General features: G+C 28.2%; 41 protein-coding genes and 1 tRNA gene. 6 read left to right on the top strand and 36 right to left on the bottom strand.

Annotation, left to right across the window (positions count from 1 at the left end; genetic code table 11):
- Positions 1–44: 44 nt before the first annotated feature.
- The 30 genes from Fi14EGH31_RS06060 to Fi14EGH31_RS05915 all read right to left on the bottom strand — a co-directional run bounded on the left by Fi14EGH31_RS06060 (position 45) and on the right by Fi14EGH31_RS05915 (position 14,264).
- Complete coding sequence (locus tag Fi14EGH31_RS06060; protein WP_117347058.1) at positions 45–503, bottom strand: hypothetical protein; 459 nt, start codon at positions 501–503, stop codon at positions 45–47.
- Between the two features lie 18 nt (positions 504–521).
- Entirely contained in the window at positions 522–950 is a 429-nt protein-coding gene (locus Fi14EGH31_RS06055; RefSeq protein WP_117813434.1) for a hypothetical protein, read from the bottom strand.
- A gap of 11 nt (positions 951–961) precedes the next feature.
- Entirely contained in the window at positions 962–1,324 is a 363-nt protein-coding gene (locus Fi14EGH31_RS06050) for a type II toxin-antitoxin system PemK/MazF family toxin (protein ID WP_117813436.1), read from the bottom strand.
- A gap of 2 nt (positions 1,325–1,326) precedes the next feature.
- Positions 1,327–1,662, bottom strand: coding sequence for a hypothetical protein (locus Fi14EGH31_RS06045; RefSeq protein ID WP_117813438.1), 336 nt, complete (start codon positions 1,660–1,662; stop codon positions 1,327–1,329).
- Positions 1,646–1,945, bottom strand: a complete 300-nt coding sequence (locus Fi14EGH31_RS06040; protein WP_117813440.1) for an SH2 domain-containing protein — start codon at positions 1,943–1,945, stop codon at positions 1,646–1,648. The genes Fi14EGH31_RS06045 and Fi14EGH31_RS06040 overlap by 17 nt, the downstream gene beginning before the upstream one ends.
- The gene (locus Fi14EGH31_RS06035; RefSeq protein WP_117813442.1) at positions 1,942–2,136 is read right to left on the bottom strand and encodes a hypothetical protein; all 195 of its coding nucleotides are present in this window, start codon (positions 2,134–2,136) and stop codon (positions 1,942–1,944) included. Before Fi14EGH31_RS06035 ends, Fi14EGH31_RS06040 begins: the two co-directional genes overlap by 4 nt.
- Entirely contained in the window at positions 2,129–2,341 is a 213-nt protein-coding gene (locus Fi14EGH31_RS06030) for a hypothetical protein (protein ID WP_117813444.1), read from the bottom strand. Before Fi14EGH31_RS06030 ends, Fi14EGH31_RS06035 begins: the two co-directional genes overlap by 8 nt.
- Entirely contained in the window at positions 2,325–2,564 is a 240-nt protein-coding gene (locus tag Fi14EGH31_RS06025) for a hypothetical protein (protein WP_117813446.1), read from the bottom strand. Before Fi14EGH31_RS06025 ends, Fi14EGH31_RS06030 begins: the two co-directional genes overlap by 17 nt.
- Before the next feature lie 2 nt (positions 2,565–2,566).
- Entirely contained in the window at positions 2,567–3,070 is a 504-nt protein-coding gene (locus Fi14EGH31_RS06020; RefSeq protein WP_117813448.1) for a dUTP diphosphatase, read from the bottom strand.
- A 1-nt stretch (position 3,071) separates the two neighbouring features.
- Positions 3,072–3,299 (bottom strand): hypothetical protein, encoded by a 228-nt coding sequence (locus Fi14EGH31_RS06015; RefSeq protein WP_200765244.1) that lies wholly within the window; start codon positions 3,297–3,299, stop codon positions 3,072–3,074.
- 15 nt (positions 3,300–3,314) lie between these two features.
- Positions 3,315–3,497: a hypothetical protein gene (locus tag Fi14EGH31_RS06010; protein ID WP_117813452.1), complete on the bottom strand. Its 183-nt coding sequence runs from the start codon at positions 3,495–3,497 to the stop codon at positions 3,315–3,317.
- Positions 3,498–3,621: 124 nt separating this feature from the next.
- Positions 3,622–3,933, bottom strand: coding sequence for a hypothetical protein (locus Fi14EGH31_RS06005; protein WP_117814262.1), 312 nt, complete (start codon positions 3,931–3,933; stop codon positions 3,622–3,624).
- 65 nt (positions 3,934–3,998) lie between these two features.
- Positions 3,999–4,229, bottom strand: a complete 231-nt coding sequence (locus Fi14EGH31_RS06000) for a nucleoside triphosphate pyrophosphohydrolase family protein (protein ID WP_117814260.1) — start codon at positions 4,227–4,229, stop codon at positions 3,999–4,001.
- Positions 4,201–4,446: a hypothetical protein gene (locus Fi14EGH31_RS05995; protein WP_117814258.1), complete on the bottom strand. Its 246-nt coding sequence runs from the start codon at positions 4,444–4,446 to the stop codon at positions 4,201–4,203. The genes Fi14EGH31_RS06000 and Fi14EGH31_RS05995 overlap by 29 nt, the downstream gene beginning before the upstream one ends.
- Positions 4,443–4,628, bottom strand: a complete 186-nt coding sequence (locus Fi14EGH31_RS05990; protein WP_117814256.1) for a hypothetical protein — start codon at positions 4,626–4,628, stop codon at positions 4,443–4,445. The genes Fi14EGH31_RS05995 and Fi14EGH31_RS05990 overlap by 4 nt, the downstream gene beginning before the upstream one ends.
- Positions 4,618–4,935 (bottom strand): immunoglobulin domain-containing family protein, encoded by a 318-nt coding sequence (locus Fi14EGH31_RS05985; protein WP_195947095.1) that lies wholly within the window; start codon positions 4,933–4,935, stop codon positions 4,618–4,620. Before Fi14EGH31_RS05985 ends, Fi14EGH31_RS05990 begins: the two co-directional genes overlap by 11 nt.
- Before the next feature lie 267 nt (positions 4,936–5,202).
- Entirely contained in the window at positions 5,203–5,970 is a 768-nt protein-coding gene (locus tag Fi14EGH31_RS05980; protein WP_200765243.1) for a DNA methyltransferase, read from the bottom strand.
- Positions 5,967–7,343, bottom strand: a complete 1,377-nt coding sequence (locus Fi14EGH31_RS05975; protein WP_117814252.1) for a helicase-related protein — start codon at positions 7,341–7,343, stop codon at positions 5,967–5,969. The genes Fi14EGH31_RS05980 and Fi14EGH31_RS05975 overlap by 4 nt, the downstream gene beginning before the upstream one ends.
- A 10-nt stretch (positions 7,344–7,353) precedes the next feature.
- Positions 7,354–8,805, bottom strand: coding sequence for a PcfJ domain-containing protein (locus tag Fi14EGH31_RS05970; RefSeq protein ID WP_200765242.1), 1,452 nt, complete (start codon positions 8,803–8,805; stop codon positions 7,354–7,356).
- Positions 8,802–9,281: a Cas9 inhibitor AcrIIA9 family protein gene (locus Fi14EGH31_RS05965; RefSeq protein WP_200765241.1), complete on the bottom strand. Its 480-nt coding sequence runs from the start codon at positions 9,279–9,281 to the stop codon at positions 8,802–8,804. The genes Fi14EGH31_RS05970 and Fi14EGH31_RS05965 overlap by 4 nt, the downstream gene beginning before the upstream one ends.
- Positions 9,253–9,624: a DUF7666 domain-containing protein gene (locus Fi14EGH31_RS05960; RefSeq protein WP_117814246.1), complete on the bottom strand. Its 372-nt coding sequence runs from the start codon at positions 9,622–9,624 to the stop codon at positions 9,253–9,255. Before Fi14EGH31_RS05960 ends, Fi14EGH31_RS05965 begins: the two co-directional genes overlap by 29 nt.
- A 284-nt stretch (positions 9,625–9,908) precedes the next feature.
- On the bottom strand, positions 9,909–10,220 hold the full coding sequence (locus tag Fi14EGH31_RS05955; protein ID WP_117347082.1) for a hypothetical protein: 312 nt from the start codon (positions 10,218–10,220) through the stop codon (positions 9,909–9,911).
- Positions 10,221–10,235: 15 nt separating this feature from the next.
- Entirely contained in the window at positions 10,236–10,490 is a 255-nt protein-coding gene (locus tag Fi14EGH31_RS05950) for a hypothetical protein (RefSeq protein ID WP_117347083.1), read from the bottom strand.
- The gene (locus Fi14EGH31_RS05945; RefSeq protein WP_200765240.1) at positions 10,468–11,376 is read right to left on the bottom strand and encodes a tyrosine-type recombinase/integrase; all 909 of its coding nucleotides are present in this window, start codon (positions 11,374–11,376) and stop codon (positions 10,468–10,470) included. The genes Fi14EGH31_RS05950 and Fi14EGH31_RS05945 overlap by 23 nt, the downstream gene beginning before the upstream one ends.
- A gap of 1 nt (position 11,377) precedes the next feature.
- Positions 11,378–12,283, bottom strand: coding sequence for a rolling circle replication-associated protein (locus Fi14EGH31_RS05940; RefSeq protein ID WP_118470297.1), 906 nt, complete (start codon positions 12,281–12,283; stop codon positions 11,378–11,380).
- Positions 12,284–12,422: 139 nt separating this feature from the next.
- Positions 12,423–12,758 (bottom strand): hypothetical protein, encoded by a 336-nt coding sequence (locus tag Fi14EGH31_RS05935; RefSeq protein ID WP_118470298.1) that lies wholly within the window; start codon positions 12,756–12,758, stop codon positions 12,423–12,425.
- A 379-nt stretch (positions 12,759–13,137) separates the two neighbouring features.
- Positions 13,138–13,308: a cell division protein FtsL gene (locus Fi14EGH31_RS05930; protein WP_200765239.1), complete on the bottom strand. Its 171-nt coding sequence runs from the start codon at positions 13,306–13,308 to the stop codon at positions 13,138–13,140.
- 225 nt (positions 13,309–13,533) lie between these two features.
- Positions 13,534–13,776, bottom strand: a complete 243-nt coding sequence (locus Fi14EGH31_RS05925) for a hypothetical protein (protein WP_118470300.1) — start codon at positions 13,774–13,776, stop codon at positions 13,534–13,536.
- A gap of 1 nt (position 13,777) precedes the next feature.
- Positions 13,778–13,996: a hypothetical protein gene (locus Fi14EGH31_RS05920; RefSeq protein ID WP_118470301.1), complete on the bottom strand. Its 219-nt coding sequence runs from the start codon at positions 13,994–13,996 to the stop codon at positions 13,778–13,780.
- 49 nt (positions 13,997–14,045) lie between these two features.
- Entirely contained in the window at positions 14,046–14,264 is a 219-nt protein-coding gene (locus Fi14EGH31_RS05915; RefSeq protein ID WP_118470302.1) for a DUF739 family protein, read from the bottom strand.
- A 154-nt stretch (positions 14,265–14,418) separates the two neighbouring features.
- Here Fi14EGH31_RS05915 and Fi14EGH31_RS05910 point away from each other — a divergent pair, with 154 nt between their 5' ends.
- From Fi14EGH31_RS05910 to Fi14EGH31_RS05900, 3 genes are all read left to right on the top strand, one after another.
- Positions 14,419–15,012, top strand: coding sequence for a helix-turn-helix domain-containing protein (locus Fi14EGH31_RS05910; RefSeq protein ID WP_158570195.1), 594 nt, complete (start codon positions 14,419–14,421; stop codon positions 15,010–15,012).
- Between the two features lie 36 nt (positions 15,013–15,048).
- On the top strand, positions 15,049–15,939 hold the full coding sequence (locus tag Fi14EGH31_RS05905; RefSeq protein WP_230308162.1) for an exonuclease domain-containing protein: 891 nt from the start codon (positions 15,049–15,051) through the stop codon (positions 15,937–15,939).
- 171 nt (positions 15,940–16,110) lie between these two features.
- Positions 16,111–17,253 carry a tyrosine-type recombinase/integrase gene (locus Fi14EGH31_RS05900; RefSeq protein WP_118470304.1) on the top strand — a complete coding sequence of 381 codons (1,143 nt, stop codon included), beginning with the start codon at positions 16,111–16,113 and terminating at the stop codon, positions 17,251–17,253.
- A 144-nt stretch (positions 17,254–17,397) separates the two neighbouring features.
- Here Fi14EGH31_RS05900 and Fi14EGH31_RS05895 read toward each other — a convergent pair.
- Both Fi14EGH31_RS05895 and Fi14EGH31_RS05890 read right to left on the bottom strand, forming a co-directional pair.
- Positions 17,398–17,473, bottom strand: a tRNA-Lys gene (locus tag Fi14EGH31_RS05895).
- Positions 17,474–17,531: 58 nt separating this feature from the next.
- On the bottom strand, positions 17,532–17,789 hold the full coding sequence (locus Fi14EGH31_RS05890) for a hypothetical protein (protein ID WP_022001143.1): 258 nt from the start codon (positions 17,787–17,789) through the stop codon (positions 17,532–17,534).
- Positions 17,790–17,889: 100 nt separating this feature from the next.
- Between Fi14EGH31_RS05890 and Fi14EGH31_RS05885 the strand changes: the two genes are divergently transcribed.
- Both Fi14EGH31_RS05885 and Fi14EGH31_RS15330 read left to right on the top strand, forming a co-directional pair.
- The gene (locus Fi14EGH31_RS05885) at positions 17,890–18,087 is read left to right on the top strand and encodes a helix-turn-helix domain-containing protein (protein WP_022001144.1); all 198 of its coding nucleotides are present in this window, start codon (positions 17,890–17,892) and stop codon (positions 18,085–18,087) included.
- Between the two features lie 75 nt (positions 18,088–18,162).
- Positions 18,163–18,879: a peptidoglycan recognition protein family protein gene (locus Fi14EGH31_RS15330; RefSeq protein ID WP_117575664.1), complete on the top strand. Its 717-nt coding sequence runs from the start codon at positions 18,163–18,165 to the stop codon at positions 18,877–18,879.
- Between the two features lie 20 nt (positions 18,880–18,899).
- On the opposite strand, the gene Fi14EGH31_RS05875 is transcribed toward Fi14EGH31_RS15330, so the two are convergent.
- From Fi14EGH31_RS05875 to Fi14EGH31_RS05865, 3 genes are read right to left on the bottom strand one after another with little or no spacing between them, the layout of a single operon-like run.
- Positions 18,900–19,634 (bottom strand): CPBP family intramembrane glutamic endopeptidase, encoded by a 735-nt coding sequence (locus Fi14EGH31_RS05875; RefSeq protein WP_200765238.1) that lies wholly within the window; start codon positions 19,632–19,634, stop codon positions 18,900–18,902.
- Between the two features lie 14 nt (positions 19,635–19,648).
- A complete protein-coding gene (locus Fi14EGH31_RS05870; RefSeq protein ID WP_200765237.1) occupies positions 19,649–20,524 on the bottom strand; it encodes a DUF975 family protein in 876 nt (291 codons plus the stop codon).
- Positions 20,525–20,576: 52 nt separating this feature from the next.
- Positions 20,577–20,912, bottom strand: a complete 336-nt coding sequence (locus Fi14EGH31_RS05865) for a type II toxin-antitoxin system PemK/MazF family toxin (protein ID WP_022001148.1) — start codon at positions 20,910–20,912, stop codon at positions 20,577–20,579.
- 115 nt (positions 20,913–21,027) lie between these two features.
- On the opposite strand from Fi14EGH31_RS05865, the gene Fi14EGH31_RS05860 reads away from it, so the two are divergent.
- Positions 21,028–21,678 carry an HAD family hydrolase gene (locus Fi14EGH31_RS05860; protein WP_022001149.1) on the top strand — a complete coding sequence of 217 codons (651 nt, stop codon included), beginning with the start codon at positions 21,028–21,030 and terminating at the stop codon, positions 21,676–21,678.
- On the opposite strand, the gene Fi14EGH31_RS05855 is transcribed toward Fi14EGH31_RS05860, so the two are convergent.
- Positions 21,679–22,779: a CDP-glycerol glycerophosphotransferase family protein gene (locus tag Fi14EGH31_RS05855; RefSeq protein ID WP_117864850.1), complete on the bottom strand. Its 1,101-nt coding sequence runs from the start codon at positions 22,777–22,779 to the stop codon at positions 21,679–21,681.
- Positions 22,780–22,785: the final 6 nt, after the last annotated feature.

Raw genomic sequence — 22,785 nt, 5'->3', positions numbered from 1 at the left:
ACCATAATAACACATTTTTCCTTAAAAAAATTATCAAATAATTATCAATTTTCTTTTTCAGCTTTTAAAATCTTTTCTACATCCCTATTTTTTAAAGCTAAAACCTCATCTAAAATATCAAATGCTTCATCAGCAATTCTATAAAAAGTTGCTTGTGAATATCCTTTTTTAACAGCTTCATTTATTCTTTCAATACTGTTATTAGGATAGTTAGAATATATTATAATTACTTCCCTTTGCTTTTCGTTTAGTAATTTAGTAATAGACTCTTCTAAAAAGTCGACAACAGTATCATACATTTTTATATGTTCGTCATATTTATCAAGATTTTCAATAAGCTTATTATATTTTTCATAAATTGTCTTGTGTGAACCTCCTGGTAATTCATTTGAATATGATATAGCTTGTGTAGTATTTTCCAACTCTTTTTTTGTTTCTTTTAATAGAATTGCAGTTGCTTTCCATCTTTTCCAATTCAACACTTGATATTTAGATTCTTTCATATGCTACTCCTTTCACTTCTAATTGATGTCATCATTTTCGATATACTCAATAGTCCTATTTCCTTTGTTATCAACAAAGAAAGCAAATTCACCAGAAAACTTATCATTCATTTCTAATACATGATTTTTTAATGCATTAGATTTCTTTTTTAGCTTTTTATTTAATTTATTAGCTTTGGTTGTATCAAACGTTCCAAAGTTATCTCTAACTTGTTTTCTTGCTTTATCAAGCTCTTCAACTAGAAGATAATACTTTCTATCTTGAATGGAAGCACGATATATTTTTTTGCATGAAGGACAATAGAAATAAATTAGATCAAACTTCAATCCTTTTACTTCCATCTTTTCTTTCATTATCGATTCTTCCTTTATTACAAATTCATGATTGCATTTATCACATGTAACAGATGCATCCATGATTTCTTTCATTTGTTCTTTAATATCCATAGACTTACCTCTTATAAATTATATTGTATCTTCATTGACATCTTTACTTCTTGAATATTTGCATCATTTAAATGACACATTTTCTCTTTCAGCCATTTTTTTGGAATGGTTGTTATCTGCTCTGGTAAGATATAATTTTTTCTACCTCGCAACATTATACTTCTATGTTGTGGTAAATTATCCTTTTTAGTAGTAACTGGAATGATTGTCACTAAATCACAAAAAGAATTATTAAAATCATTACTTACAATAATACATGGTCTCAACCCACTTTGCTTGTGCTGATAATATCCTGTGCATTTGTTATTTAAATCCACCCAGAAAACATCACAATAGTGATATTTATTTGCTACTGATCCACATATAGAATACATTTCTATTGCTCCTTTATGATTGGAATTTGGATTGGATAATATCTATTTTCTTCAAAATTACACCATTCACAGTTCGAATCTCTATTGCTCATTGGATATCTAATAATCATCATTTGATTATCAACAGTAAATTCTTCAATATAAATACAACATTTATTTTTTACATCATAAACCCACATATTTTCATGAAGTTCTTCAAACTTAAGAGATTGAGGACTGAAATGTTCTTCAATTAATCTATCAAAAGTATCAAATGCAGATAACGGAATATTAATTCCACCATACATTTTGATATTATTGAGAGATTGCAAACAATCATCTTTATTTATTATTTTCATCTTCAACTCTCCAATCAATCGCTTGTCCGCAATTTACACAGTAGTCATCTTTTGCCATTACAAGTTTTTTACATTTGGAGCAAAACCAAAACTCATGACCATAAAGTTCATTGATTTTGCTTTGTACTTCTTCATGGATTGGCTTTGCTGGTATTGCTTTTTCTACTAATTCTTTTAACGGAGCATATGAATTACAATTTTCATTAAATCCATTACATATACAATAACGAACTTGATTACAGTCGCTACACATTATCTTTAATGCTTCTTGATATTTATTCATCTTCCATTTCTCCTCTCAACTGGAATTGGATAACCATCAGGCAATGACTTGATTAATTTTTTAAATTTATTAATTGCATTTTTTTGTAAAACTACATAAGAGTTGTTTTCACAACTATTAAGTTCTTCTAATTGTTTATTAAGGCTTTCTAGAATATCACTTCTAAATTGAGGTGTTAGTGGCTTAATCATCTAACCACCCCAATTGTTCATAATTTTTCTTTTTTCTTGGCTTGTATGTCTTATCAAAATTAAAGACATCTATTTCATTAAATTCAAAATCTTTGCAATTATTTGTTGATCTAATTGTGCTATCTCTCATTACTTTCTTTTTCATGCCACAATAAGCACCATCACCATAAGTACAGTTAGCACAATATCTACAATACTGTTTCATCTAACCACCCCAATTCCTTACATTGCTGATTTATTGCTTTTAAAAGTTCCATATCAACTTCCATAACTATATCTGAACACATACAGTAAAAAGTTTTATTTTGCAAATCAAATTCAACTTCCCTAACTTTGACATCATTGATGTGCATGAAATAAATGATTTCACGATCATCATGACATATTTCTTCAAATCCTAATTTTTCAAACATTTCTTGTGCTGTCATGATCAATACCCATTCTTAAGTCGTTCGTAATTGATTTTGTTTTTGTTAAGATATTCTTGATATATTTCATCGAATGAAAATCCTAACATTTCAGTTAAATCTAAAAGATCATTTAGCTTTTCAAAATTACTTGCTACAGCACCGATAAAGTTGCCTAACACACCTGTTACACCCATTCCAAATCGAATGATATAATAGCCATACTCTTTAATAATAAAATCTATATCATTATCACTTTGGTAAAGTTCCCATGTCATTACGAAATGATAAACATCAACCAATTCTTCTAATACTCTTTGACGATTGACAGGTGGTTGTGTTTTTTTCCACCAGCACCAAGCTCCTTTACATTCATGAGTTAACTCCCCTAATTCGTCGATAATAGCTAACTCTAATTTTTCTTCTGTCATGCTATCTTCACCGAATTCTTTTAAAATGTTTTCATTCAAATCTTTTTGCATTGTAAACATTTCTCTTAATTTTCCTTTAATATTTAAATTTTCCATTTTAATAATCTCCTTTAATTTCTTTCCAATCTAGTACTTGTCCACATTTTGTACAATAGTTTTGTCTTTCTAGTAAAAATGAATTACAAGAAGGACACACTAACGCTGTTCTTCCAACAATTGAACCATCTAGAGTAATACTATCGGCAAAAACTGTTAATGGTTTTTTTGGTATAGCTTTTTCTATAGCTTTGCATATTATTTCATCATCACCCATATAATCAAACATCTAACCACCTCATAACTATTTAATATTTAATAATTTTCTATATACAGTAATTGCTTCTTTTAAAGTCATATCATCACTTACATTTTGAAAATAGCCTTTATTTTTCATAATTGATAGTTCCCATACATTTGAAAATATTTCATTTTCTTCTAATACGTTATAGGCTATTGTTTCCAGTAAATCTAATTCAAATTTCATATTTTTTCTCCTTACATCGCCTATATAACTATGACGTATAACCTATTATTATACGACATCATTTAAACCTCTCTAAACCCTTATGTAGTAAGGGTTTCAAGAGATTTTACTTTTAAAAAACTTTTTACTGTTTTTTTAATGAATTTTTCATAATTGATTGTGATATTTCATTACTAGTCATATGATCATACTTTTCATCAACTAGCTTATCTGATATCTTCTCTTGTATTTGTTTAGTAATATCTATATCTTGTGTTTTTTTAGAATCGTCTTTTTTTAATTCCAATTTGATTTCCCATTTTTCTGGTACAATATCTTTATTAAAAAAGCTGCACATAAAGTTGTATAAACACCCTTTACATTCATCATGATTTTTACAAAAGTTCTTGATAGTTGATAATGTTTCATATTCTGCAATGTTATCTACTATAATCATCTTCTTCCCCTCCTAGAGAAATAATTTATTGATTATCAAAGCCAATAGAACACATAATAATAATTTCATTTTTTTACTTCCTCTAATCTTTTCTTTTCTCTCTTAGCTTTTAAAATTTTACAGCTTTCAACTGCTTCATTTGTAATGCCGAACATTTCTTTCAACTGAAACAGCATGATTTCTACGTCACATATTTCTTCAATTAAATTATTTTTACATTCTTCCTTGTTTGGATAACGTAAACACTTATTGATTGCTTGAATGAGTTCAGCACACTCTTCCTTCGCGTGTTGCATAATATTTTCTGGCTTTTTTTCCAGTTACTTCTCCTATCAATATGCCATCCTTTTCATCATCTTCTACTAGGATGTATTTTTCTCTAAAAATACCTTGATTATTTAAAAAGCTAACTAACTGATATTCTTTAAAACCCAATTCTTTTAACAATTCTTTTTTTGAAATCTTTCCATATGACTTTGTAATATCATCTTTATCTAACATCAGATAATTCATTTCTTTTTACCTTTGCTAGAAAATTCATTATAGAGTTGATTCAATAAAAGAAATTCAATGCAGCCTAGACACAATAGAATAGCTAGAATATTAGCAACTCTACCCGTCAATAAAAGCAAACATCCAAAAAACATAACTGCTACAATCAATGCTTTCATCATGATCTTTTTCTTATTTGTCATTTTTTAGCTCCTTTCTTAATAAAAATAGTTCTTGTCTTAAACGTTTATTATCTTCTCTATATTCCACTGCCATCTCACGATATCGCAATCTTTCATTGTCACATTGCTTATATCTAGTTTCTTGATAATCAAGTTCGATTTTTTGATGATTGAACAATTCTTTTTGACGTTCTACTTCATTTTTGAGTTTTTTATTTTCATACACTAAAGGTAAGTGTTTTTCCTTTGTCCAATTGATTAAGAAATCTTCTAGCTTTTCTCTTTTTGTTGGCTCTTTTTCTATTTCCTTTTTAATATCATTTGTCAAAATAAACTCACCTGCTCATATCCACGTCTCTTTTTATCTTCTTTCCATGTATACCGCATCTGGAAAGACTTTTTTTACATATTCTTCTGCAGGTTCTAGATTATAATGATTCATTACTTTATCTTGATGTTTATAAAGAATGTTATTTATCCAGATAGCTTTCATAATTCAAATAATGTAGGTTGATTTAAAGAGCGCTCTAAGTTTTTAATAAAATTCAATCCCGTTTTAAAATAACTTTCTTTGATTTCACAACCTATTCCATTTCTATTTAACTGCTGAATAAGGAACTGACATAACTCCGCCAAATGGATCAAATACTGTTTCTTTTTCATTTGAATACCATTTAATAAGATGTTCAATCAAATCAAGTTGAAGTGGTGTCATGTGCTTTTCATCTTTTTCTTCCTTGGCAATTTTAGTGTTTAAGACATTTGTTTTTGATACTTTAGGTGATTCTTTACCAATTCCCCAGCAAGGACTAGCTAAACGTGTCCATTGATGAAACTCATCATCGATATTTTCGTGTATTACATGAACCCATTCATCTTCTCGCTCATGTTTTTGCATCAATATAACGTAATCCGGCATTCCCGTACGTGTGATTTCAGCAAACTTCTTATAAGAGTTCCACAAGATAGATGCTGATTTAGTTCTAGTAGCTTCAATTTGAGGATCCTTAAATACTGTGATTTCTCCGTGATAAGTCCATCCATGCTTTTGAAAAGCTTTGATGGTCATTCCTCTAAAATCTATCAAGCCCATTGCTCCATCTCTTCCTTTGAAAGTTGGAATCTGCATCACGTGTAAAGCAATAATGCGCCCCGGTCTCGTTATTCTATAAAGTTCTGGGATCAAGTAATCCATTTGTTGGAAGAATTCATTTAAATCTTTTACATTGCTAAAATCTCTAGGATCATCACTGTAAGTATAAAGGTTAGCAAATGGAATCGATGTGATTGTTAAATCGATACAATCATCTGGCAACTGTCTACATACATTTACGCAATCATCATTGTATAATTTGTAACTCATAGAAAGTTCGGTATTTCAATCTTCTGTAGTTGAAACACCTCATTCACCTCTTTTCCTTCAAAATTTAATAATTGTATTTCTTGAACTGACATATCCATTTGATTTTTGAGATTATGTTGCAGTTCTTTCTTTTTATTTACCGTTTCTAAAATATGCATTTCAGTTGTTCCTAATACGATATAAGAATAGACATCTTGTTTTTGTCCAAATCTATAAATTCTTCTCAATGCCTGATGATAATTTTCATAAGAATAAGTCAATCCACAAAAGATAACATTATGACATTTTTGGAAGTTCATTCCGTAACCAAAGATTTTAGGTTTTGAGATCAAAACTCTTATTTTTCCATTTTTGAAATTTAAAGCGCATCTTTCTTTTCTTTGTGGTTTATCACTACCTCTAACCTCAACTGCTTCTGGAATGTATTTTTTTAATAGATCCGCTTCTAAATTTGTATCACACCAGATTAAATACTGTTCATTATCTTTCATTGCTATTTCAGCACATTTTTTAGCTCTCACATCAGCTGTTCTATTCTTTTCTTTGTGAAAAGATGTAGCTGATGTTCCTATTTCTCTAAATAATCCATGTTCAAAATCATCATCGATGACATCAATATCAATCATGATGTTTTGTTCAATCAATTTAGGAAGCACATAATAATCCGCTTCATATCCCAAATCCTTAGGACTTTCTATATTGATCGACCAATTACAGCACCATTTATAAAAATCCTTTGTAGCGTGTCCTTTTAAACGATATGAACCAGTTTTCATATCATTGATAAAATAAGTTGCCAGTGCCTGTGCAGTTGTCATGATTCCTAGAAAATCCGCATGATTCAATAATTCCATTAAATCATTTGGTGCTGGAGTTGCTGTACAACAAAGACGATATTTTGTATTTTTAAAAGCATTTGTCAGTTGTACTCTTGTTTTGCCTGTGAAGTTTTTTAAAACACTTGATTCATCTAAGACGATACCAGCAAATAAATTTGTATCAATATTATCCAATTGCTCATAATTTGTAATATAAAGTCCGTTATCAATCGAAAAATCATCTCTCAATACTTTTACTTCATAACCTAGCAGTGGAGCTTCCTCATATGCGGTTTGAACTGTTACACCTAAAGGGGCGAGGATAAGAACAGGCATATTCGTTTCTTTGTTTACCTTATGTGCCCATTCTAATTGCTGCAATGTTTTTCCCATTCCACATGCTTCAAAAAGTGCAAATCTTTTCTTTTTGAGTGCTTTTTTAACAATAGCTTTTTGATAATCGAATAAAACAGGATTTAGATCATCCAATTCAATATCAATTCCATCTGTTTCTTTTATCTTCTTTTTTGATTCCAAAAATTCTTGATAGTTCATAATGCACCTCCTAAAGTGTATTTGTAAGCATAGAGTTATCTATTATTCTTTTATGACACCAATCATTGATAAAAGACATTTCAACTGTGGTTGGTTCTTTATTGTCATATCCTCTAGCCTGCAAAAGAATCTTATTAACTGGATCTATTTCAACAGTAACCAGTGATTTTTCTTTTTCTTCCTGTTTTCTAACAAAGAATACTGCAGATTGATGTGCCGCAATTTTAGGAATGTAATTTCTAACACAATGATTCATTTGGCTTGATTCATTCACTAATTCCTCAACAGTTCTTGCAGCTCTAATAACGTAATCATAATTTTCATAATTGTACGGTCTTATCATGTTTTCAAAATCAATGATTTCCTGCTCATACTCTTTGTTGTCAAGGACTTCAAGATTATTAAACATCTTGTCATGTTCTTTTTTTAAATCCTTTGGAAACAGTTTGCTTTTATCTATTTTCACATGGAGTTTTTCAAGAAAATCAATGTAATCCAGCCAAAAAGAAAAGTTTCTTTTTTGTTTTTTTAGATATTGAATTGTTTTTTTGTCATTTGCATAAAGATTTTTGCTTTTTCTATATCCAACTTTCAATGCATCTCTTGCATACTCTATATCAAAAGTATCTAAATCAACCATCATCTGCATTTCATACTTATCAGGGTTGATTTTTGACCATACTCTAAAAAATTTTTTATTTTCTTTTAAAAACTTTCTTACATCATTGACATCGTTTCTTTTCATATACCGCATGATATGTCTAAAGTATTTTGTCATTCCCATCTTGTAAATCATTTCTATTTCAGGAAATATGTCATAAATAAAAATGTAATTTTCTAAATACCATCTTTTTGATATTTCTAAAATATTTGCATACCTATATTTTGATTTTTCTATACATTTTTTTACATTGCTTCCAATAAAGTAACCTGCTTTTGGGACCTTTTCTTTCCATATATAGGCATCTGTTAATTCTTTCCATCGATCTTTTTCATTATATTTAAATGAAACAACATAGTTATTGCAGTTAGCGTATCTTTTAACCGATAAATTCTTGTCTAAATTCCATCGAAATACTTCTAAAACTTCATGATTGATTTTTAAAAGCTTTTTATTGTACATTTTTTTAAATGAAAACGTTCTTAAAATAAGCTCATTTCTTTTATTCAAGGTTGTAATTGTTAAAAAGCAGCAATAATCCATTAAATTTCTATTCTTTCTATAAACTTGAGACTTTGATTTACAAACAGGACATTTCTTATACTCATTTATTTTGATTTTTTTATCCTGGTGCGTTGAATTACAGTTCGTACAGAAATATGTATGATCATCTAATCTAATCAGCTTATTCCATTTATCTCTTTTTGCCTGTTTATTTCCTTCTTTGATCAGATAATCAATATTTCTATACTCAGGTATCTTAATCAGTTCATCAACGACTTCTTTTTTTGTTACTTTCATAGATCAAAACCTAGTTGCATGTCATTTACCTTTGATTTTTTCTTTTTAGCTGTTCTCTTTGGCTTTGTTTCCTGTTTCATCTTTTCAATTTCTTGTTTATACTCATCACATTGCATTTGTAAAAGCTGCATTTTACTGTTTTCTTTTTCATCATCATTTGCATTACTAGGATGCATTAGCATGATGTTTTCCATTTTCTTTTTAATTGCATCCATATCAATGTTATCTTCATCAAGATAATGAATTACTATTCCATATAATTCTTCATCTGGACCACCAACACATGTCATACGTTGATTGCTTTTTCCTTCCAAATACTTCACATAGAGCTCATGACTGATAAAAAGCATCATGTCATCAATGTTCTTATTTTCTTTTTCTAGCAAGCTACTTATATCATTTCTCGATAAAAGATAGTCTTTAATCATTACAATCATTGAATCATTGCTATTTTCTAGTTGTTGTTTGAAACTCATCTATGCCCCTCCTTATTTTTTTGTCCAATTCATCTCTATATTTTTTTTGAATGACGAACAATTCATCTTCAGTTATCTCCTTGACTATTCTTAATCTATTTGTTGAAGCTCTTGTATCTAATCGATCATCAGTAGAAAGCAATCCAAGTGCTTCTACAATGCAATAGCGGTTTCCTTGATTTTTAGGATAATATTGTAAGACTCCAAATGGCTCCATGCAAAAATGCATACCGTTTTTAGCAGTTTTAGGATCCCCTTCGGTTTCGTAGGTCTTACCAACCTCAAACTGCATATTTCTACATCTAAGATTTGTATCAAATCCTTTATATCCATATACTCCCATTATTTCACCTTCTTTTGATGCATTATTAAGATTGCCCTATGTGATACTTCGTTTATTCTTGTAAGTCTATAGCTTATCAATCTATATTTATCAGCATAATTCTTTCTAAATATTTCTTTCATGTCCTCATAATCGATGCATTCAAAGATGGCTCTTTTGTATGTTTTTTGCATATTTGACCTCCTCAAACACCTATATAGCCATGACGTATAACCTATAATTATACGACATCACTTAAACCTCTCTAAACCCTTATGTAGCAAGGGTTTCAAGAGATTTTGCTATCAAAAAACTTTTTCTATTTTTTCTTCTACTTTTTTCATTTCCTGTATGATTTCTTCTATTTTTTCATTAGAATGCATAAACAATGGATTGAGTATTACTTTTGCATACTCACGTAGGATAAGATTACTGTTTTCATCCACTCCTAAATGCAAAGCTACTTCTTTGATATAGCCATCATTTCTGGTCTCTTTTAAACTATTTTTAAAACCAGTCATAAACTTAATTAGTTTTTCTTCTTTTACTACAGTTGTTGCTTCAAACTGCATCTTTTGTTTAGCAAGTATCTCTACTGTTTTTACTTCAATAATCATTTTTTTACCTCATTTCTATATTTTGACTTCTATAACTAATCTTTCATCATAATCATTGATAGCAAAGCCACTTACAGTTGAATTTAAGATTTTGTCTTTTATACAGTCCTTATATTTCTTATCCGTAGTGATTAATACATAATCTTCATCACTAGAAACTCTATTACTGTTAACAATACTGATTTTGTAATTTTCATTTTGAAAAGCTTCCAAAAATTCTTTTAATGTTTTCATTTCCATCACCTCTTTAATATTTGATTCTTTCAACATTCTTTTTCTTTTCCTCTACAGAAGTATTCGCATATATTTCAGTCGTTTTAATATCTGAATGTCCTAAAATCCTAGCAAGCTCTGTTGAGTTGCCACCGGCTTTTAAAAATTGTATAGAAAACATATGTCTGAATGAATGCGGATGTGCCTTTGCTAAATCAATACCTCGGCACATTCCACATATCTTTAAAATTCTTCTTTCGACTGTTCTTTCTGTTATCATTGAACCATCATTCTTTTTTTCTGATGGAAATAACGTACCAGATTCAATCTTTTTATCTTTGGCATATGCAAGTAGCTCTCTTCTCAAATCTCCTCGCATAGGAACACTACGTTCCTTTCCTTTGTTGAATACAGTTACATATTTTTTTGATTTGCTCTCTTTGATATTTTCAACTGTGTAATATTTAAGTTCTGATACACGAATACCGGTGTATCCAAATATCTTCATGATCATGTAAGTTTCCATATTTCCAGTCTTTTTAGCCTTTGATAGCATACGTTTAAATTCTTCTGGTTTGATGACATTTTCAATCGATGTCTTTTCCTGCTCTTTGATAACTTTCAAACGATAGTCACTTACATATGTTTTTGCTTTTGTAGAGTTGTATTCTCCTTTTTTATTGAGTTCTACATATTTAACAAACTTATTGATAATGATGATGTAGTTATTGACTGTTTTAGTAGAAAAGTTTTCTACTATTTTTTTCTTGTAAGAAATCAAATCACTTTTTGCTACATCTTCCTTATCGAAAAAATCAACAAAATCACTTACGACTTTTCTATACTTGTTATAAGTAGATGATGCTTTTTCATCCATAACTTCATCTTCAATAAATTCATCTATGTATGATTTAAGCATCGATTTTGTCAATTTTATTTTCATCTCAGATGTTTCTCCTTACGTTCTTTTTTTCAGTAAAGTCTTTCTTTCTCATACGTACATAGATGTAGTACATATGATTGACTTTGTTATAGCGGATTTCATGATCAAGATAGGTTTTAGATTTATAATTGCTATTCATATAAACTGATACATTTGTATCATCAGCAATCATATTTCTAATCTTCTTCTTAGAAAAAGAAGTATAGCTTTTTCTTTCTTTTGGCTTTTTAAGACCTTTCGAGGATTTCCACCTCTTTTTTCCTTTTGGATCTTTTGACAAATAATTAGCAAGACCAGACAGTTCATATTCATCTGGTTCAAGTTCTTCGACTTTTGTTCTTATTCCATTTGTCCATAAGTCCTTCATCACTTTTCTATCGATACCTCCATCAATAATCAAATGATGATGAACCCTAATTTTCTTTTGAAGATCATACTCCGTCACATAGATATATTTGGCATTTTGAAGCTTCTTTTTCTTTCTTCTATAGTTGATTTTTCTAATCAACTTGTAAACTTCCTTTTCAGCATCTTCAATGCTTGGTGGAAGATTTTCATTTGAATAAGTCAAATGCATAATGTAATCATCTTTAGTGAAGTTGGAATTAATCAATCTAATGAATTGCTTTCTTGAATTTCTATCATTTAGATTTTTCTGCGCTTTCCTTGATTTTCTTTTTACCTTGAATTCTTGAAAATCCTTTTTATTGAAAATTGGATAAAGTTCAACCTCAAACATATTTCCAGCACTTATTGTTTTAGCAACATAATGATGATCAATGCTGTTTGTCCTTAGAAGATTTTCTATTTCCTTTTCTTCTAGCTGATTGATAGGTGTATCATACAAGGATTCATAGTCATATTCTTTATCTGTGTATTTCTTTTTCGTCGACTTGTTAGGACGCATTACAAGAGATACAAGGCATCATAGAAACTATATTTTTAATAGAATATATCTACTTTTTTTATAGAAATATGCTATAATAATTGTGTTAGGTTAATATAATTTCTAGATGCCATTGACCATTGGTTGATGGTTTCTTTTTTTATTGAAAATATTTATCTATGAAATCCTTGCTTTCTTGATACATCTCACCTTTTATGAGTTCATTCGCTTCCAAAAGCACTTTTCTTTTATTTTCTTGCTTATTCAAAATCGCACATAGCTTTCCAAAAATCATTACATCACTCAAATAATAATGCGCAGCCAATGTATCAAAATCATCACATACACCCGCATTTTCAAAATTTTTAATGTTTTTCAATACATAAATATTTAGAAAATCATTGTATGTATCTCTTTGCCCATCTTTTGATTCGATTGATGACAAATCAAGAAACAATTGAGTTGCTACTGGACTGCAGTATTTTTCAGTATCCATATATTTTCTCTCCTTTCAAAAAAATAAAAAGCTATTATCAAAACGTATTTATCACTTAAAAACATCGTATTTTTCTCTTTTTATGTTTGTAATCAAAATCATTTTGCAAATTTGGAGGTATGAGAATGATTGATAATAGCTTTTCAGAGGTTATTACCTCTTAGCAATCATAGAATTTTTGTAAAGGGACTTGTGTATCGATTGTAGTAAGAGTCTCTATGATTGCTAACAGATAAGAACTATCTGTTATATTTAGAAAATGATTGACAATAGCGCATCAGCTATCATTGTTAGCAATTTTGCAAAAATCAAAAGAACAACTATGATTGTGATCAATCCTCTAGAAGAAAGTGTTTCAATTTTCATTTCTTTAATTCTTCTATTTTTCAACCATGAAATTACTATTTTCATTTTTTAGTTCATCCATTTCTTTTAAAATGCGTTTCTTTTCAATATGCATTTCTCTAACTTGATACTTTAAAGCAATTACTTTATTCGTTAATTGAAACCACATTTCTTCTAATTTTTTGTAATTTTTTATTAAAAACATGATTATAATTACTTGAACTATATTAGCTATAAACTGAACTATATTAGCTATAAACGAAACCAACAGAACCATATGTATTCTCCTTTCAATGTTAATATTGAAGTTTCTCAACTGAGAGGAACCTGCCATCTGAGGGAAGTTCAACAAATGAAACACATACGTACAAACAAATACTAGTAAATGGCATTTAATGACAAGTTCCTTTCAGCTGAGAAAATATTTTTATTAAACTTTATTTAAGATTTCTTCCATTTTTAGTGACAAATCTAATGTTCTTGCTTCCTGAATAGCGTTAAATAAATATTGATATTCTTCTTTGCTGATAATGTTTTGAAGGTACATGATTTCAACGTATGCATCTAACTTTCCGCTAAAATAATCTTTCAAATTTTCAGTTCTTAGAAGATCTAAAAAGCATCTGTCAAACCTAATAATCCAAATAGTTCGTCTATTTTTTATAACTTTCATTTTATGAATCCCCCTTTGTTCCAAATCTTCTCATTAACCAACTGTCTAGCTTAGTTGTATCTATATGCCATTTAGAAGTCTTTCCCGGCGCTTTATATGCAGGAAACCCTTTTATTTTTAAAAACTGTTTCAATTGATGTTCAGTAAAACCATATGGAACAAGTTCCTTAATTGACATGTATCTTTTTGGATATAAATTATTTGTGGTAGTATTTTCCATTTTCACGTGTCTCCTTTTTTATTTTTAGTGGTAGTATTTTTTGAGTAGATTATTTATCTACCGCTTCCGCAAAAAAAATATGATCCCTTTGCTCATTGGAAAGTTCTAAAATCTTTTGAATATGTTTTATTTCTTGTGCATTGAATTCAACTATATTATTGATTTTATAACTTAATGAAGTGCGCGAAATCCCTATTTTTTTCGAGAGTGTGTCTAAAGTAAAACCTTTCATTCTAATAATCTTTTTAATTTCTAATGTATCTGTCATTTTATCACCTCCATTTTAGTAGCTAATTTATCTACCTCACAAACATAGTACATCTAAGTAGACTATATGTCAACTATATTTGAAACACTTTTCAATTAAAGTTGAATATTTAGCCACCACATGTTAGTATAATCTTATAAAGGAGGTGTTTGAAATGGGCATAGGAGATAGAATAAAGCAACGAAGAATTGAATTGGGAATGTCACAACAAGAACTTGCAACTGCAATGGGATATACTTCCAAATCAACAATAAATAAGATAGAACTTGGAAAAAATGATGTATCACAATCTAAAGTAGTCAAATTTTCAAAAGTTTTAAATACAACTCCATCATATTTAATGGACTGGGATTTAGATGATGAAAATAATGATGTTCCAGATTATTCTAAAGAAAATAATGAATATATTGAAATAGGTCAAAGAATCAAAAAATGTCGTTTAAATTTAAATAAATCCCAATTAGACTTAGCTTCCTCATTAGGAATTGAACGATCAACATTACAAAAATATGAAGCAGGAAAAAGAGCTATCCCTATCACTGTATTAAAAGAGCTTTCAATTATCTTTTCAGTTTCTATTGATTATTTAGTAACTGGTTTAAATTATAACGGAAACGTAAAAACAACATCATATCCTATAAATGAAGAATTATCATATATGATTAAGAACACTTTAAATACAGAAGCTACAATCAAACTAATAGAATTTGCTAGATTTTTATCACAAGACAAGAAAAATTTAAAATAGTTAAAATTATTTAGATGATTATGAATGGAGAAAAATATGAAATATGTTAGAAAAATAATAGACAATTACTGTGTATTAGATTTAGAAACTACTGGGCTTTCACCAAATTATGATAGTATTATCGAAATAGGAATTATTAAAGTAAAAGAAAACAAAATCGTTGACAAGTATAATAGTTTAATCAATCCAGGATTTCTTATTAATGAATACATTACTTCTATTACTGGAATTACAAACGAAATGTTAAAAGGTAAACCAAAAATTATAGATTTAAAGAAAGAAGTACTTAATTTCATAGGTAACGATGTACTAGTAGGTCATAATATCTCTTTTGATGTTTCTTTCTTACAAAAGGGATTTAACGAAGAGTTAAAAAATGAATATATTGATACATTACAATTTTGTAGAAAGCTATTTAAAGAATTAAGTCATCATAGATTAACTGATATGTCTAATTATTTAGAAATTTCTAGAAATGAACATCGCTCTATGAGTGATTGCTTATGTACTAAAGAACTTTATGACTGTATTAAAGAAAAAATGAAAAATAATGGTTTAGAAATCAATGATATATTTGCTAAAAAAAATTATTCTAGCAAAAATATAGATATACATGCCATTAAACCAGATAATATTGAAATTGATGAAGACAATTTCTTTTACAATAAACATTGTGTCTTTACTGGCAAACTTGAAAAAATGATTAGAAAAGATGCAATGCAACTTGTTGTTAATGTTGGAGGAATACTTGATAATTCAGTTACTAAAAAAACTAATTATTTAATATTAGGAAATAATGATTATTGTTCATCCATCAAAGATGGAAAATCAAGTAAACACAAAAAAGCTGAAAAATATAAATTAGAGGGTCAAGATATTGAAATCATAGATGAAGACACTTTCTATAATTTATTTAATTTAAATTAAAAAAGTCAGTGGCTGGCACCACTGATCTACACATGAAAATGGAAAATACTACCACATATTTTCAAAACATAAAGAAAGGATCTATTATGCTTTTTCTTCATGAGCAAATTTATTCTATCATATTTGCTCATAGATTTAAAGCAACAAATAAATGAACAAGGATGATAAATTATGGCTAAATATAAAAAAAGAAAAGATGGCAGATATGCTACTTCTATCTATTTGAATAAGAAAAGATTTTATGTCTATGGAAAAACAATCTCAGAATTAGAAAAAAATAAACGTCAATTATTAATAGATTACGAATTAGGACTTTCATTACATTCAAAGGACGTCCTTTTTAAAGATTATAAATATGTTTGGTTTGATAATAAAAAGCCATCTATAAGCGCTAAAAGTATTGCTAGTTACGATTCAATATTAAAAAATCATTTTACTTTAATCGATTATATGAAAGTGACCGATATAAAAAAATCACATATTCAAAAAGTAATTAACGAATTAATTGATAAACCAAATACTGCTAATAAAACTTATATGACTTTAAATCAAATAATGGAGAATGCTGTTGATGATGAAATTATAAATAGAAATCCATGTAGAAGAATTGTATTACCTAAAGTTGAAAAAAAAGAAAAAAGAATTCTAAGTGATGAAGAATTTTATTTAACAGAAGTTGCTGAATTTAATGATCGTGAAAAAATGTTTGTAATCATGAGCAAGTATTGCGGACTTCGTCCAGAAGAAACAAGAGCACTTACTAAGGATGATTTTTTTCTTACTCAAACAAGTGGATATGTAAGAATCAATAAAACTGTTGTCTACGTTTCAAATCAAGCAATTTTTCAAAAATTCACTAAAAACAATACTAGTGTTAGAGACATACCTCTATTTGCTAATATTTTGCCTTTTGTAAGATATTATTTATCAAGTATACAAACTAATAAGCTATTTACAAATCTTTCAAGTAAGAAAGATGAATACCTCTCTTGTCAATCTTACAAATGGTTGATAAAGAAAATCAAAGATAAAATTAGAATGAAGGCATTGGAACTAAACATTGAATTTAAAGAAGATGGATTTACCCCTTACACATTTAGACACACCTTTGCCACCCTACTTTATTATTCTGGTGTAAGATTAAAAGAAGCTGAATATTATATGGGGCATGCTGATAGTAAAATGCTCACTCAAGTATATATTCATTTAGATAAAACTTCATTAAGAGAGAATAATCCATTAGAGGATTTTATAAAAAATAAATTAGAATTAAATAAAAAAAACATTTATGAAAAACTACTCTCAAATGAGTAGTTTTTTTGACAACTTTTTGACAACGCAAAAACCAACCAAATCCATCTAAACTCATTCTAATTCATTTAAATAAAGTATCTAAAACAAGATATAAAAAAAGCTCAAACCTCTAGTAAAACCTAGTGTTTAAGCCATTTTATCAATTGGTCTCCCCGCACGGTCTCGAACCGTGGACCCTCTGATTAAGAGTCAGATGCTCTACCAACTGAGCTACGGAGAGATAACAATGATATTCTAATACAATCTATTTTTAAAATCAAGGAAAATCATTAAATTTCTTAAAAATCTATTGAAATATAAAAATGATTTTCTTTTTTATATATTGTAATAACTTCTTGATTATAAAACTTCTTTAAACTAATTAGATTATGAAACCAATCATCATTTGAATTATATTGAAAAAGAATATTTTGTTTTGTATCTACAATAATAAAATCATAAAAACTAAAATGTTGTAATAGATTTCTTAAAGTAATTTTTTCATCAAAAGCATCTGTTGATATTTCACCAATCCCTTTTAAAGTATACATTGCCATTTTTGATCACCTAAATCATATTATACGTTATTGTGTATATATTCACAATATTTTTGCAAGAATAATTCTATATAATTATACATATAAGGAGGACATAACAATGATTGATTATTCACCGTTATGGCATACAATGGAAGAAAAGCAGATTTCTCAATATGTTCTTCTAAAAAGTGGTATTGATCATAAAACTTTAGACAGATTAAAAAAGAATAGTAATATTACAGCTCTCACTCTTGAGAAATTATGTTTGATTCTTGATTGTCAACCTAATGATGTAATTACCTTTGTACAAAAATAGTTTTAATAAACTATTTTTTATTTTACCTATATCATCTTATATCTTAAGCATATAAGTACTATAGGGAGGTGAACTATGCAAATCATTCGTAAAAAATACAACTGGGCTTCTCCATTGTTCAAAAGAAATAAAACAAATAGAATTATTTTGCATCATGCACAAGCAAAAACATGTAGTGTAGAAGATATCCATCAGTGGCATTTAAAAAAAGATTGGAGTGGAATTGGATATCATTTCTTAGTAAGAAAAGATGGTACGATTTATCAAGGTAGACCTGAAGATACAATTGGGGCGCATGCTAAAGGTGCAAATCATGATTCAATCGGTATTTGTGCTGAAGGAGATTTCATGAAAGAAGAAATGAATCCTTTACAACTCAATGCCTTAATTGATTTAGTTTCTTATATAAAAAATAAATATCACCTTTCTAGCATTAAAAGACATAAAGATGTTGCTTCTACAGATTGCCCAGGAACCCATTTTCCATTTTCTACAATTATTTCTTCAAATCATATTGTTTTAGAAGATACTTGGTTGCAACGTTTAAATCAAGAAATTAAAAAACAAGGTTTTCGCACGTATCCTACTGTTAAAAGAGATGCCCAAGGAAAAATTACAAGACTCATTCAAGAACGCCTTAACTTTGTAGGATTCAACTTAAAAATTGATGGTATCTTTGGTGTCAATACCGAAAAAGCTGTTAAGAAATTTCAAAATAATAGAAATTTAAAAGTAGATGGCATCGTTGGTAAAAAAACATGGCCTTATCTAATAAAAGGTATAAAAGTATAAAAAAACTCCTATACGGAGTTTTACATAAAAACTAATAATATAATAGCAACCAAATTATTGATCATATGCATTAAAATAGGTACACAAATTGTTTTTCTTTTTTCATAAGCATAGGAAAAAGCAAACCCCATTCCACCATAGGAAAACAAATAAATTAGTTGCGATAGATCACCAGAAAATAAAGCAGAATAAATGTGTAAAAAACCAAATAAGAATGAACTTGCAAAAATAGCTAACCATTTACTTTTATCTCTAAGGCTTCTAAAAACAAGTCCTCTAAATAAAAGTTCTTCTAATATAGGTGCTAAAATAACCGATTGAAAAGCCATCAATAAGGCACCATTATTTAGATAATCTTCAAATAATAATTGATTGGCAGAATCATTTGACCCTCCACCCAATACAAAATTAATAATCATATTAGCAACAATTGAAATTCCATAAATCATTACAATACCAATTGTAATAGAATAAACAAAATTATCTGTAAAATGTTCTTTAAATCTTTTTATATTATCTATCAAAAAATCTCTTAAAAGCCATACAACCAAAACAAAACTCAATAATGAACAAATCAAATTTAAGTAGATTCCTAAAACTGTCGTATCTCTTGTAATATTTGTATACTTTAATAAAAGATAAATACCAAAATTAGCAAACCTTGGTATGACATATAAATATAACGGAAACAAAAGAATAAATCCAATTGCTTTTTGTTTTCCATTAATCTTTCCTGCAAAGCTTTCAGTCATCATAAACATCCCTTCAACTATAGCTCAACACTATTTTTATCTGCATAATCTAATTCTTCATAGAAAACAGCCAAACATGTATTAAGCTTTACATCATAAAAATAAGCACTAAAGAAAGTAGAAACAACCCCTGTTATAAATGTTACTAAAAAAGGAATAGGCATAATCGTTTCTACAAACATTGCCACAACGCCTGAAACCAAACCAGCTAAAATCATCCATCCAAAGAAAGAAAATTCTAATTTAAACAAAGTCCATTTATTTCCTTTCATTAAGCGACTGGATTCTTTTAAGGCTGTTAATCCAGTATAATTATATTTTTGTAAAATGTAGTTAAATAATCCAAATGTTAATGATAAATAAACAGATAAAATCGAAATAATAATTACGAGTATAAAAACAAATGAAAACACATTTGATAATGAAGCAACAATATTAACAATTTCATCTTGAGAAATCGTTGATTTATTAACATACATTAAAACAAGTTGAGATAAATTTGAAAATTGTGCATCTGTAATCATTGTATACATCAAAAGCATTCCAATAACCCCTACAACAATACCCGCTAAGGCAACAACAACTCTATACAAAAAATATGTTGGAAAAAGTTGACCAAATCGTTTAATTCCTACAAGTGAATCTTCTTTTTCATCAACTAAATTTCCATTATTATTAACAACCTTTAAAGACGCTACAATAATTCCATGTCCCAAAGTAACTGTTAAAATACTTAAAATTAAACTTATAATACTTCCTAAAATGCCATCAAATAATCCTGATAAAGCCGAAAACAAAGCTTGAATAATACCAACATATAAAATAACCTTAAATAACTGATTAGGTTGTCTTAATACTTCATTTGCTTTATTTTTGATATCATATATATTCATTTCTTTCACCATCCTATAAAGGCATTATAACAAATATTATATTTGATGAAAACTATTTTAAATCTAAACTTGTTTTAATAGCCTCATTGACTTTCTTCATAAAATAATCATCTAAAGTACCTAATTTTTCTTGAAATCGAACTTTGTCAATCGTCCTTATTTGTTCAAGTAAAATAACAGATTTCTTTTCTAAAGAATCACAACGAATAATGACATGCGTGGGAATAGGATTTTTGGTGAGTTTTGACGAAATCGGAGCAACAATAACAGTTGTTGAAAATTTATTTCCTTTATTATTTTGTAATACTAAAACAGGTCTTATTCCACCCTGTTCACTTCCTATAACCGGTGAAAGATCAGCATAATAAATATCTCCCCTACTAATCATAAAATAACCTCCTATTGAATTTTATGAGTCGTTTTTCAAATTATGATAATCGCTTCTTTAACACCTTGATTTATGCTATGATATATCACGAATAATAAAAAGAGGAGATACTAAAATGATTAAAGCAATAATATTTGATATGGATGGTTTAATGATTGATAGCGAACGTGTTACTTTTGAATGTTATCAAGAAAGATTAAAAGATATGAATTTAACAATGGATGAAGAATTTTATAAAACATTATTAGGGAAACCTATTAAAGGAATCTATCAAAGATTTTATGATGTTTATGGAAATGATTTTCCTATTCAAAACGTGATTCAAGATGTACATCAATTAATGGCTGAACGTTTTGAAACAGAAGGAGTTCCTGTAAAAAAAGGACTTGTTGAATTATTACATTATTTAAAAGATAATAATTATAAAACAATTGTTGCTACTTCAAGTAATCGTGATCGTGTAGATAAAATTTTAGCACAAGCTAAAATTACAGAATTCTTCGATGATTCTATTTGTGGTGACGAAGTTACTAAAGGAAAACCAAATCCTGAAGTTTTCTTAAAATCTTGTCAAAAACTTGGCGTTAATGTTGATGAAGCTATTGTTTTAGAAGATAGTGAAGCAGGAATTCAAGCAAGCTATGATGCAAACATCAAAGTAATTTGCATTCCTGATATGAAATATCCAGAAAAACAATATGAAGAAAAAACATTTAAAATTTTAAAAGATTTAACTGAAGTTACAGCGTATTTAAAAAGTCTCTAATTAAAGAGACTTTTTTAATATATCATAAATCAATTCAACAACACGTTTTGTATTTTTACCATCTTGATATTCAAAAAATATATTTTTAAAAGCTTCTAAATTTCCCACTTCATTCTTTTGTATTCCTTGAATCAACTCATCAATATTTTTACAAATCTTTCCTGGAAATAAATCTATATTTACATAACATCCAACATCTTTTAAATAATCATTTAAATCTGGAACATAAAAATACATTGTTTTATTTAAAATAGAATAATCAAAAACAATCGATGAAAAATCTGAAATCAAGAGATCACTTAAAGCAAACAATTCATGTGTATCTTCATTAAACATATCAATAATACGAGGGTGTTGCGGAAGACAAATATTTTTTAACAATGGATGTAATTTATAAATGAGATACGTATTTTCATCAAAAGAATTTATTAACTTTTCACCATCAAATGGAAGCATTGAAAAACCTTGGTAAATATTTCCCCTAAAAGTAGGAGCATATAAAATAATTTTTTTATCCTTCAGCATTGGATACTTAGCTAACAATTTATTTTTAGATACTTTTAAATAATTATCATCAAATAAACAATCTACCCTTGGCATACCAGTAACAACCACATTTTCTTCTTTAACAGAAAAAGCTTCACTATACGGTTTTTTCCAATAAGAGCTATTTGCTATCACATAATCATAATTTTTAATTGGATATTTTCTAGCAAGTGCATTCCCAAATTTTTTTATCGCACCACAAGCATGCCATACTTGTATCACATTGACTCCTTCTCTTTTAAACGTAGAAACAACATAATTATTATCTCTTATAATAACCACTTTTGATGTATTAATTATAAAAAGCTGTTGAATACAATTAAGCATATATAAAAAGTTTTGTTTTATTCCTTGTTGATCATACTCAATAACAACTTTTTTGAGATTTAATTGTTTATCTTGTTTTAAAACATCATAAATCAATTTCATATCAGAATCTAAATATTTAGATTCCAAAGAAACAAAGGCAACTTGATTTTCTTTTATTTTAAATCTCTTAACAAAAATATTTAAAAATCCCAAAATAATATTTAATATTAATTTTTGTAATCCCATCTTAGC

The organism is Faecalibacillus intestinalis (assembly GCF_015097455.1).
In the GTDB taxonomy this organism is placed as follows: Bacteria; Bacillota_I; Bacilli_A; order Erysipelotrichales; family Coprobacillaceae; genus Faecalibacillus; species Faecalibacillus intestinalis.
The sequence above is the reverse complement of the archived record's forward strand: the minus strand, read 5'-3'. Positions and strand labels throughout refer to the sequence as shown.

What these genes read in the sequence shown, in the direction of transcription:
- Fi14EGH31_RS06060 (WP_117347058.1), bottom strand. Translation starts at nt 503, where the DNA reads ATGAAAGAATCTAAATATCAAGTGTTGAATTGGAAAAGATGGAAAGCA.
- Fi14EGH31_RS06055 (WP_117813434.1), bottom strand. Translation starts at nt 950, where the DNA reads ATGGATATTAAAGAACAAATGAAAGAAATCATGGATGCATCTGTTACA.
- Fi14EGH31_RS06050 (WP_117813436.1), bottom strand. Translation starts at nt 1,324, where the DNA reads ATGTATTCTATATGTGGATCAGTAGCAAATAAATATCACTATTGTGAT.
- Fi14EGH31_RS06045 (WP_117813438.1), bottom strand. Translation starts at nt 1,662, where the DNA reads ATGAAAATAATAAATAAAGATGATTGTTTGCAATCTCTCAATAATATC.
- Fi14EGH31_RS06040 (WP_117813440.1), bottom strand. Translation starts at nt 1,945, where the DNA reads ATGAATAAATATCAAGAAGCATTAAAGATAATGTGTAGCGACTGTAAT.
- Fi14EGH31_RS06035 (WP_117813442.1), bottom strand. Translation starts at nt 2,136, where the DNA reads ATGATTAAGCCACTAACACCTCAATTTAGAAGTGATATTCTAGAAAGC.
- Fi14EGH31_RS06030 (WP_117813444.1), bottom strand. Translation starts at nt 2,341, where the DNA reads ATGAAACAGTATTGTAGATATTGTGCTAACTGTACTTATGGTGATGGT.
- Fi14EGH31_RS06025 (WP_117813446.1), bottom strand. Translation starts at nt 2,564, where the DNA reads ATGACAGCACAAGAAATGTTTGAAAAATTAGGATTTGAAGAAATATGT.
- Fi14EGH31_RS06020 (WP_117813448.1), bottom strand. Translation starts at nt 3,070, where the DNA reads ATGGAAAATTTAAATATTAAAGGAAAATTAAGAGAAATGTTTACAATG.
- Fi14EGH31_RS06015 (WP_200765244.1), bottom strand. Translation starts at nt 3,299, where the DNA reads ATGTTTGATTATATGGGTGATGATGAAATAATATGCAAAGCTATAGAA.
- Fi14EGH31_RS06010 (WP_117813452.1), bottom strand. Translation starts at nt 3,497, where the DNA reads ATGAAATTTGAATTAGATTTACTGGAAACAATAGCCTATAACGTATTA.
- Fi14EGH31_RS06005 (WP_117814262.1), bottom strand. Translation starts at nt 3,933, where the DNA reads ATGATTATAGTAGATAACATTGCAGAATATGAAACATTATCAACTATC.
- Fi14EGH31_RS06000 (WP_117814260.1), bottom strand. Translation starts at nt 4,229, where the DNA reads ATGCAACACGCGAAGGAAGAGTGTGCTGAACTCATTCAAGCAATCAAT.
- Fi14EGH31_RS05995 (WP_117814258.1), bottom strand. Translation starts at nt 4,446, where the DNA reads ATGAATTATCTGATGTTAGATAAAGATGATATTACAAAGTCATATGGA.
- Fi14EGH31_RS05990 (WP_117814256.1), bottom strand. Translation starts at nt 4,628, where the DNA reads ATGACAAATAAGAAAAAGATCATGATGAAAGCATTGATTGTAGCAGTT.
- Fi14EGH31_RS05980 (WP_200765243.1), bottom strand. Translation starts at nt 5,970, where the DNA reads ATGAGTTACAAATTATACAATGATGATTGCGTAAATGTATGTAGACAG.
- Fi14EGH31_RS05975 (WP_117814252.1), bottom strand. Translation starts at nt 7,343, where the DNA reads ATGAACTATCAAGAATTTTTGGAATCAAAAAAGAAGATAAAAGAAACA.
- Fi14EGH31_RS05970 (WP_200765242.1), bottom strand. Translation starts at nt 8,805, where the DNA reads ATGAAAGTAACAAAAAAAGAAGTCGTTGATGAACTGATTAAGATACCT.
- Fi14EGH31_RS05965 (WP_200765241.1), bottom strand. Translation starts at nt 9,281, where the DNA reads ATGAGTTTCAAACAACAACTAGAAAATAGCAATGATTCAATGATTGTA.
- Fi14EGH31_RS05960 (WP_117814246.1), bottom strand. Translation starts at nt 9,624, where the DNA reads ATGGGAGTATATGGATATAAAGGATTTGATACAAATCTTAGATGTAGA.
- Fi14EGH31_RS05955 (WP_117347082.1), bottom strand. Translation starts at nt 10,220, where the DNA reads ATGATTATTGAAGTAAAAACAGTAGAGATACTTGCTAAACAAAAGATG.
- Fi14EGH31_RS05950 (WP_117347083.1), bottom strand. Translation starts at nt 10,490, where the DNA reads ATGTTGAAAGAATCAAATATTAAAGAGGTGATGGAAATGAAAACATTA.
- Fi14EGH31_RS05945 (WP_200765240.1), bottom strand. Translation starts at nt 11,376, where the DNA reads ATGAAAATAAAATTGACAAAATCGATGCTTAAATCATACATAGATGAA.
- Fi14EGH31_RS05940 (WP_118470297.1), bottom strand. Translation starts at nt 12,283, where the DNA reads ATGCGTCCTAACAAGTCGACGAAAAAGAAATACACAGATAAAGAATAT.
- Fi14EGH31_RS05935 (WP_118470298.1), bottom strand. Translation starts at nt 12,758, where the DNA reads ATGGATACTGAAAAATACTGCAGTCCAGTAGCAACTCAATTGTTTCTT.
- Fi14EGH31_RS05930 (WP_200765239.1), bottom strand. Translation starts at nt 13,308, where the DNA reads ATGTTTTTAATAAAAAATTACAAAAAATTAGAAGAAATGTGGTTTCAA.
- Fi14EGH31_RS05925 (WP_118470300.1), bottom strand. Translation starts at nt 13,776, where the DNA reads ATGAAAGTTATAAAAAATAGACGAACTATTTGGATTATTAGGTTTGAC.
- Fi14EGH31_RS05920 (WP_118470301.1), bottom strand. Translation starts at nt 13,996, where the DNA reads ATGGAAAATACTACCACAAATAATTTATATCCAAAAAGATACATGTCA.
- Fi14EGH31_RS05915 (WP_118470302.1), bottom strand. Translation starts at nt 14,264, where the DNA reads ATGACAGATACATTAGAAATTAAAAAGATTATTAGAATGAAAGGTTTT.
- Fi14EGH31_RS05910 (WP_158570195.1), top strand. Translation starts at nt 14,419, where the DNA reads ATGGGCATAGGAGATAGAATAAAGCAACGAAGAATTGAATTGGGAATG.
- Fi14EGH31_RS05905 (WP_230308162.1), top strand. Translation starts at nt 15,049, where the DNA reads ATGAAATATGTTAGAAAAATAATAGACAATTACTGTGTATTAGATTTA.
- Fi14EGH31_RS05900 (WP_118470304.1), top strand. Translation starts at nt 16,111, where the DNA reads ATGGCTAAATATAAAAAAAGAAAAGATGGCAGATATGCTACTTCTATC.
- Fi14EGH31_RS05890 (WP_022001143.1), bottom strand. Translation starts at nt 17,789, where the DNA reads ATGGCAATGTATACTTTAAAAGGGATTGGTGAAATATCAACAGATGCT.
- Fi14EGH31_RS05885 (WP_022001144.1), top strand. Translation starts at nt 17,890, where the DNA reads ATGATTGATTATTCACCGTTATGGCATACAATGGAAGAAAAGCAGATT.
- Fi14EGH31_RS15330 (WP_117575664.1), top strand. Translation starts at nt 18,163, where the DNA reads ATGCAAATCATTCGTAAAAAATACAACTGGGCTTCTCCATTGTTCAAA.
- Fi14EGH31_RS05875 (WP_200765238.1), bottom strand. Translation starts at nt 19,634, where the DNA reads ATGATGACTGAAAGCTTTGCAGGAAAGATTAATGGAAAACAAAAAGCA.
- Fi14EGH31_RS05870 (WP_200765237.1), bottom strand. Translation starts at nt 20,524, where the DNA reads ATGAATATATATGATATCAAAAATAAAGCAAATGAAGTATTAAGACAA.
- Fi14EGH31_RS05865 (WP_022001148.1), bottom strand. Translation starts at nt 20,912, where the DNA reads ATGATTAGTAGGGGAGATATTTATTATGCTGATCTTTCACCGGTTATA.
- Fi14EGH31_RS05860 (WP_022001149.1), top strand. Translation starts at nt 21,028, where the DNA reads ATGATTAAAGCAATAATATTTGATATGGATGGTTTAATGATTGATAGC.
- Fi14EGH31_RS05855 (WP_117864850.1), bottom strand. Translation starts at nt 22,779, where the DNA reads ATGGGATTACAAAAATTAATATTAAATATTATTTTGGGATTTTTAAAT.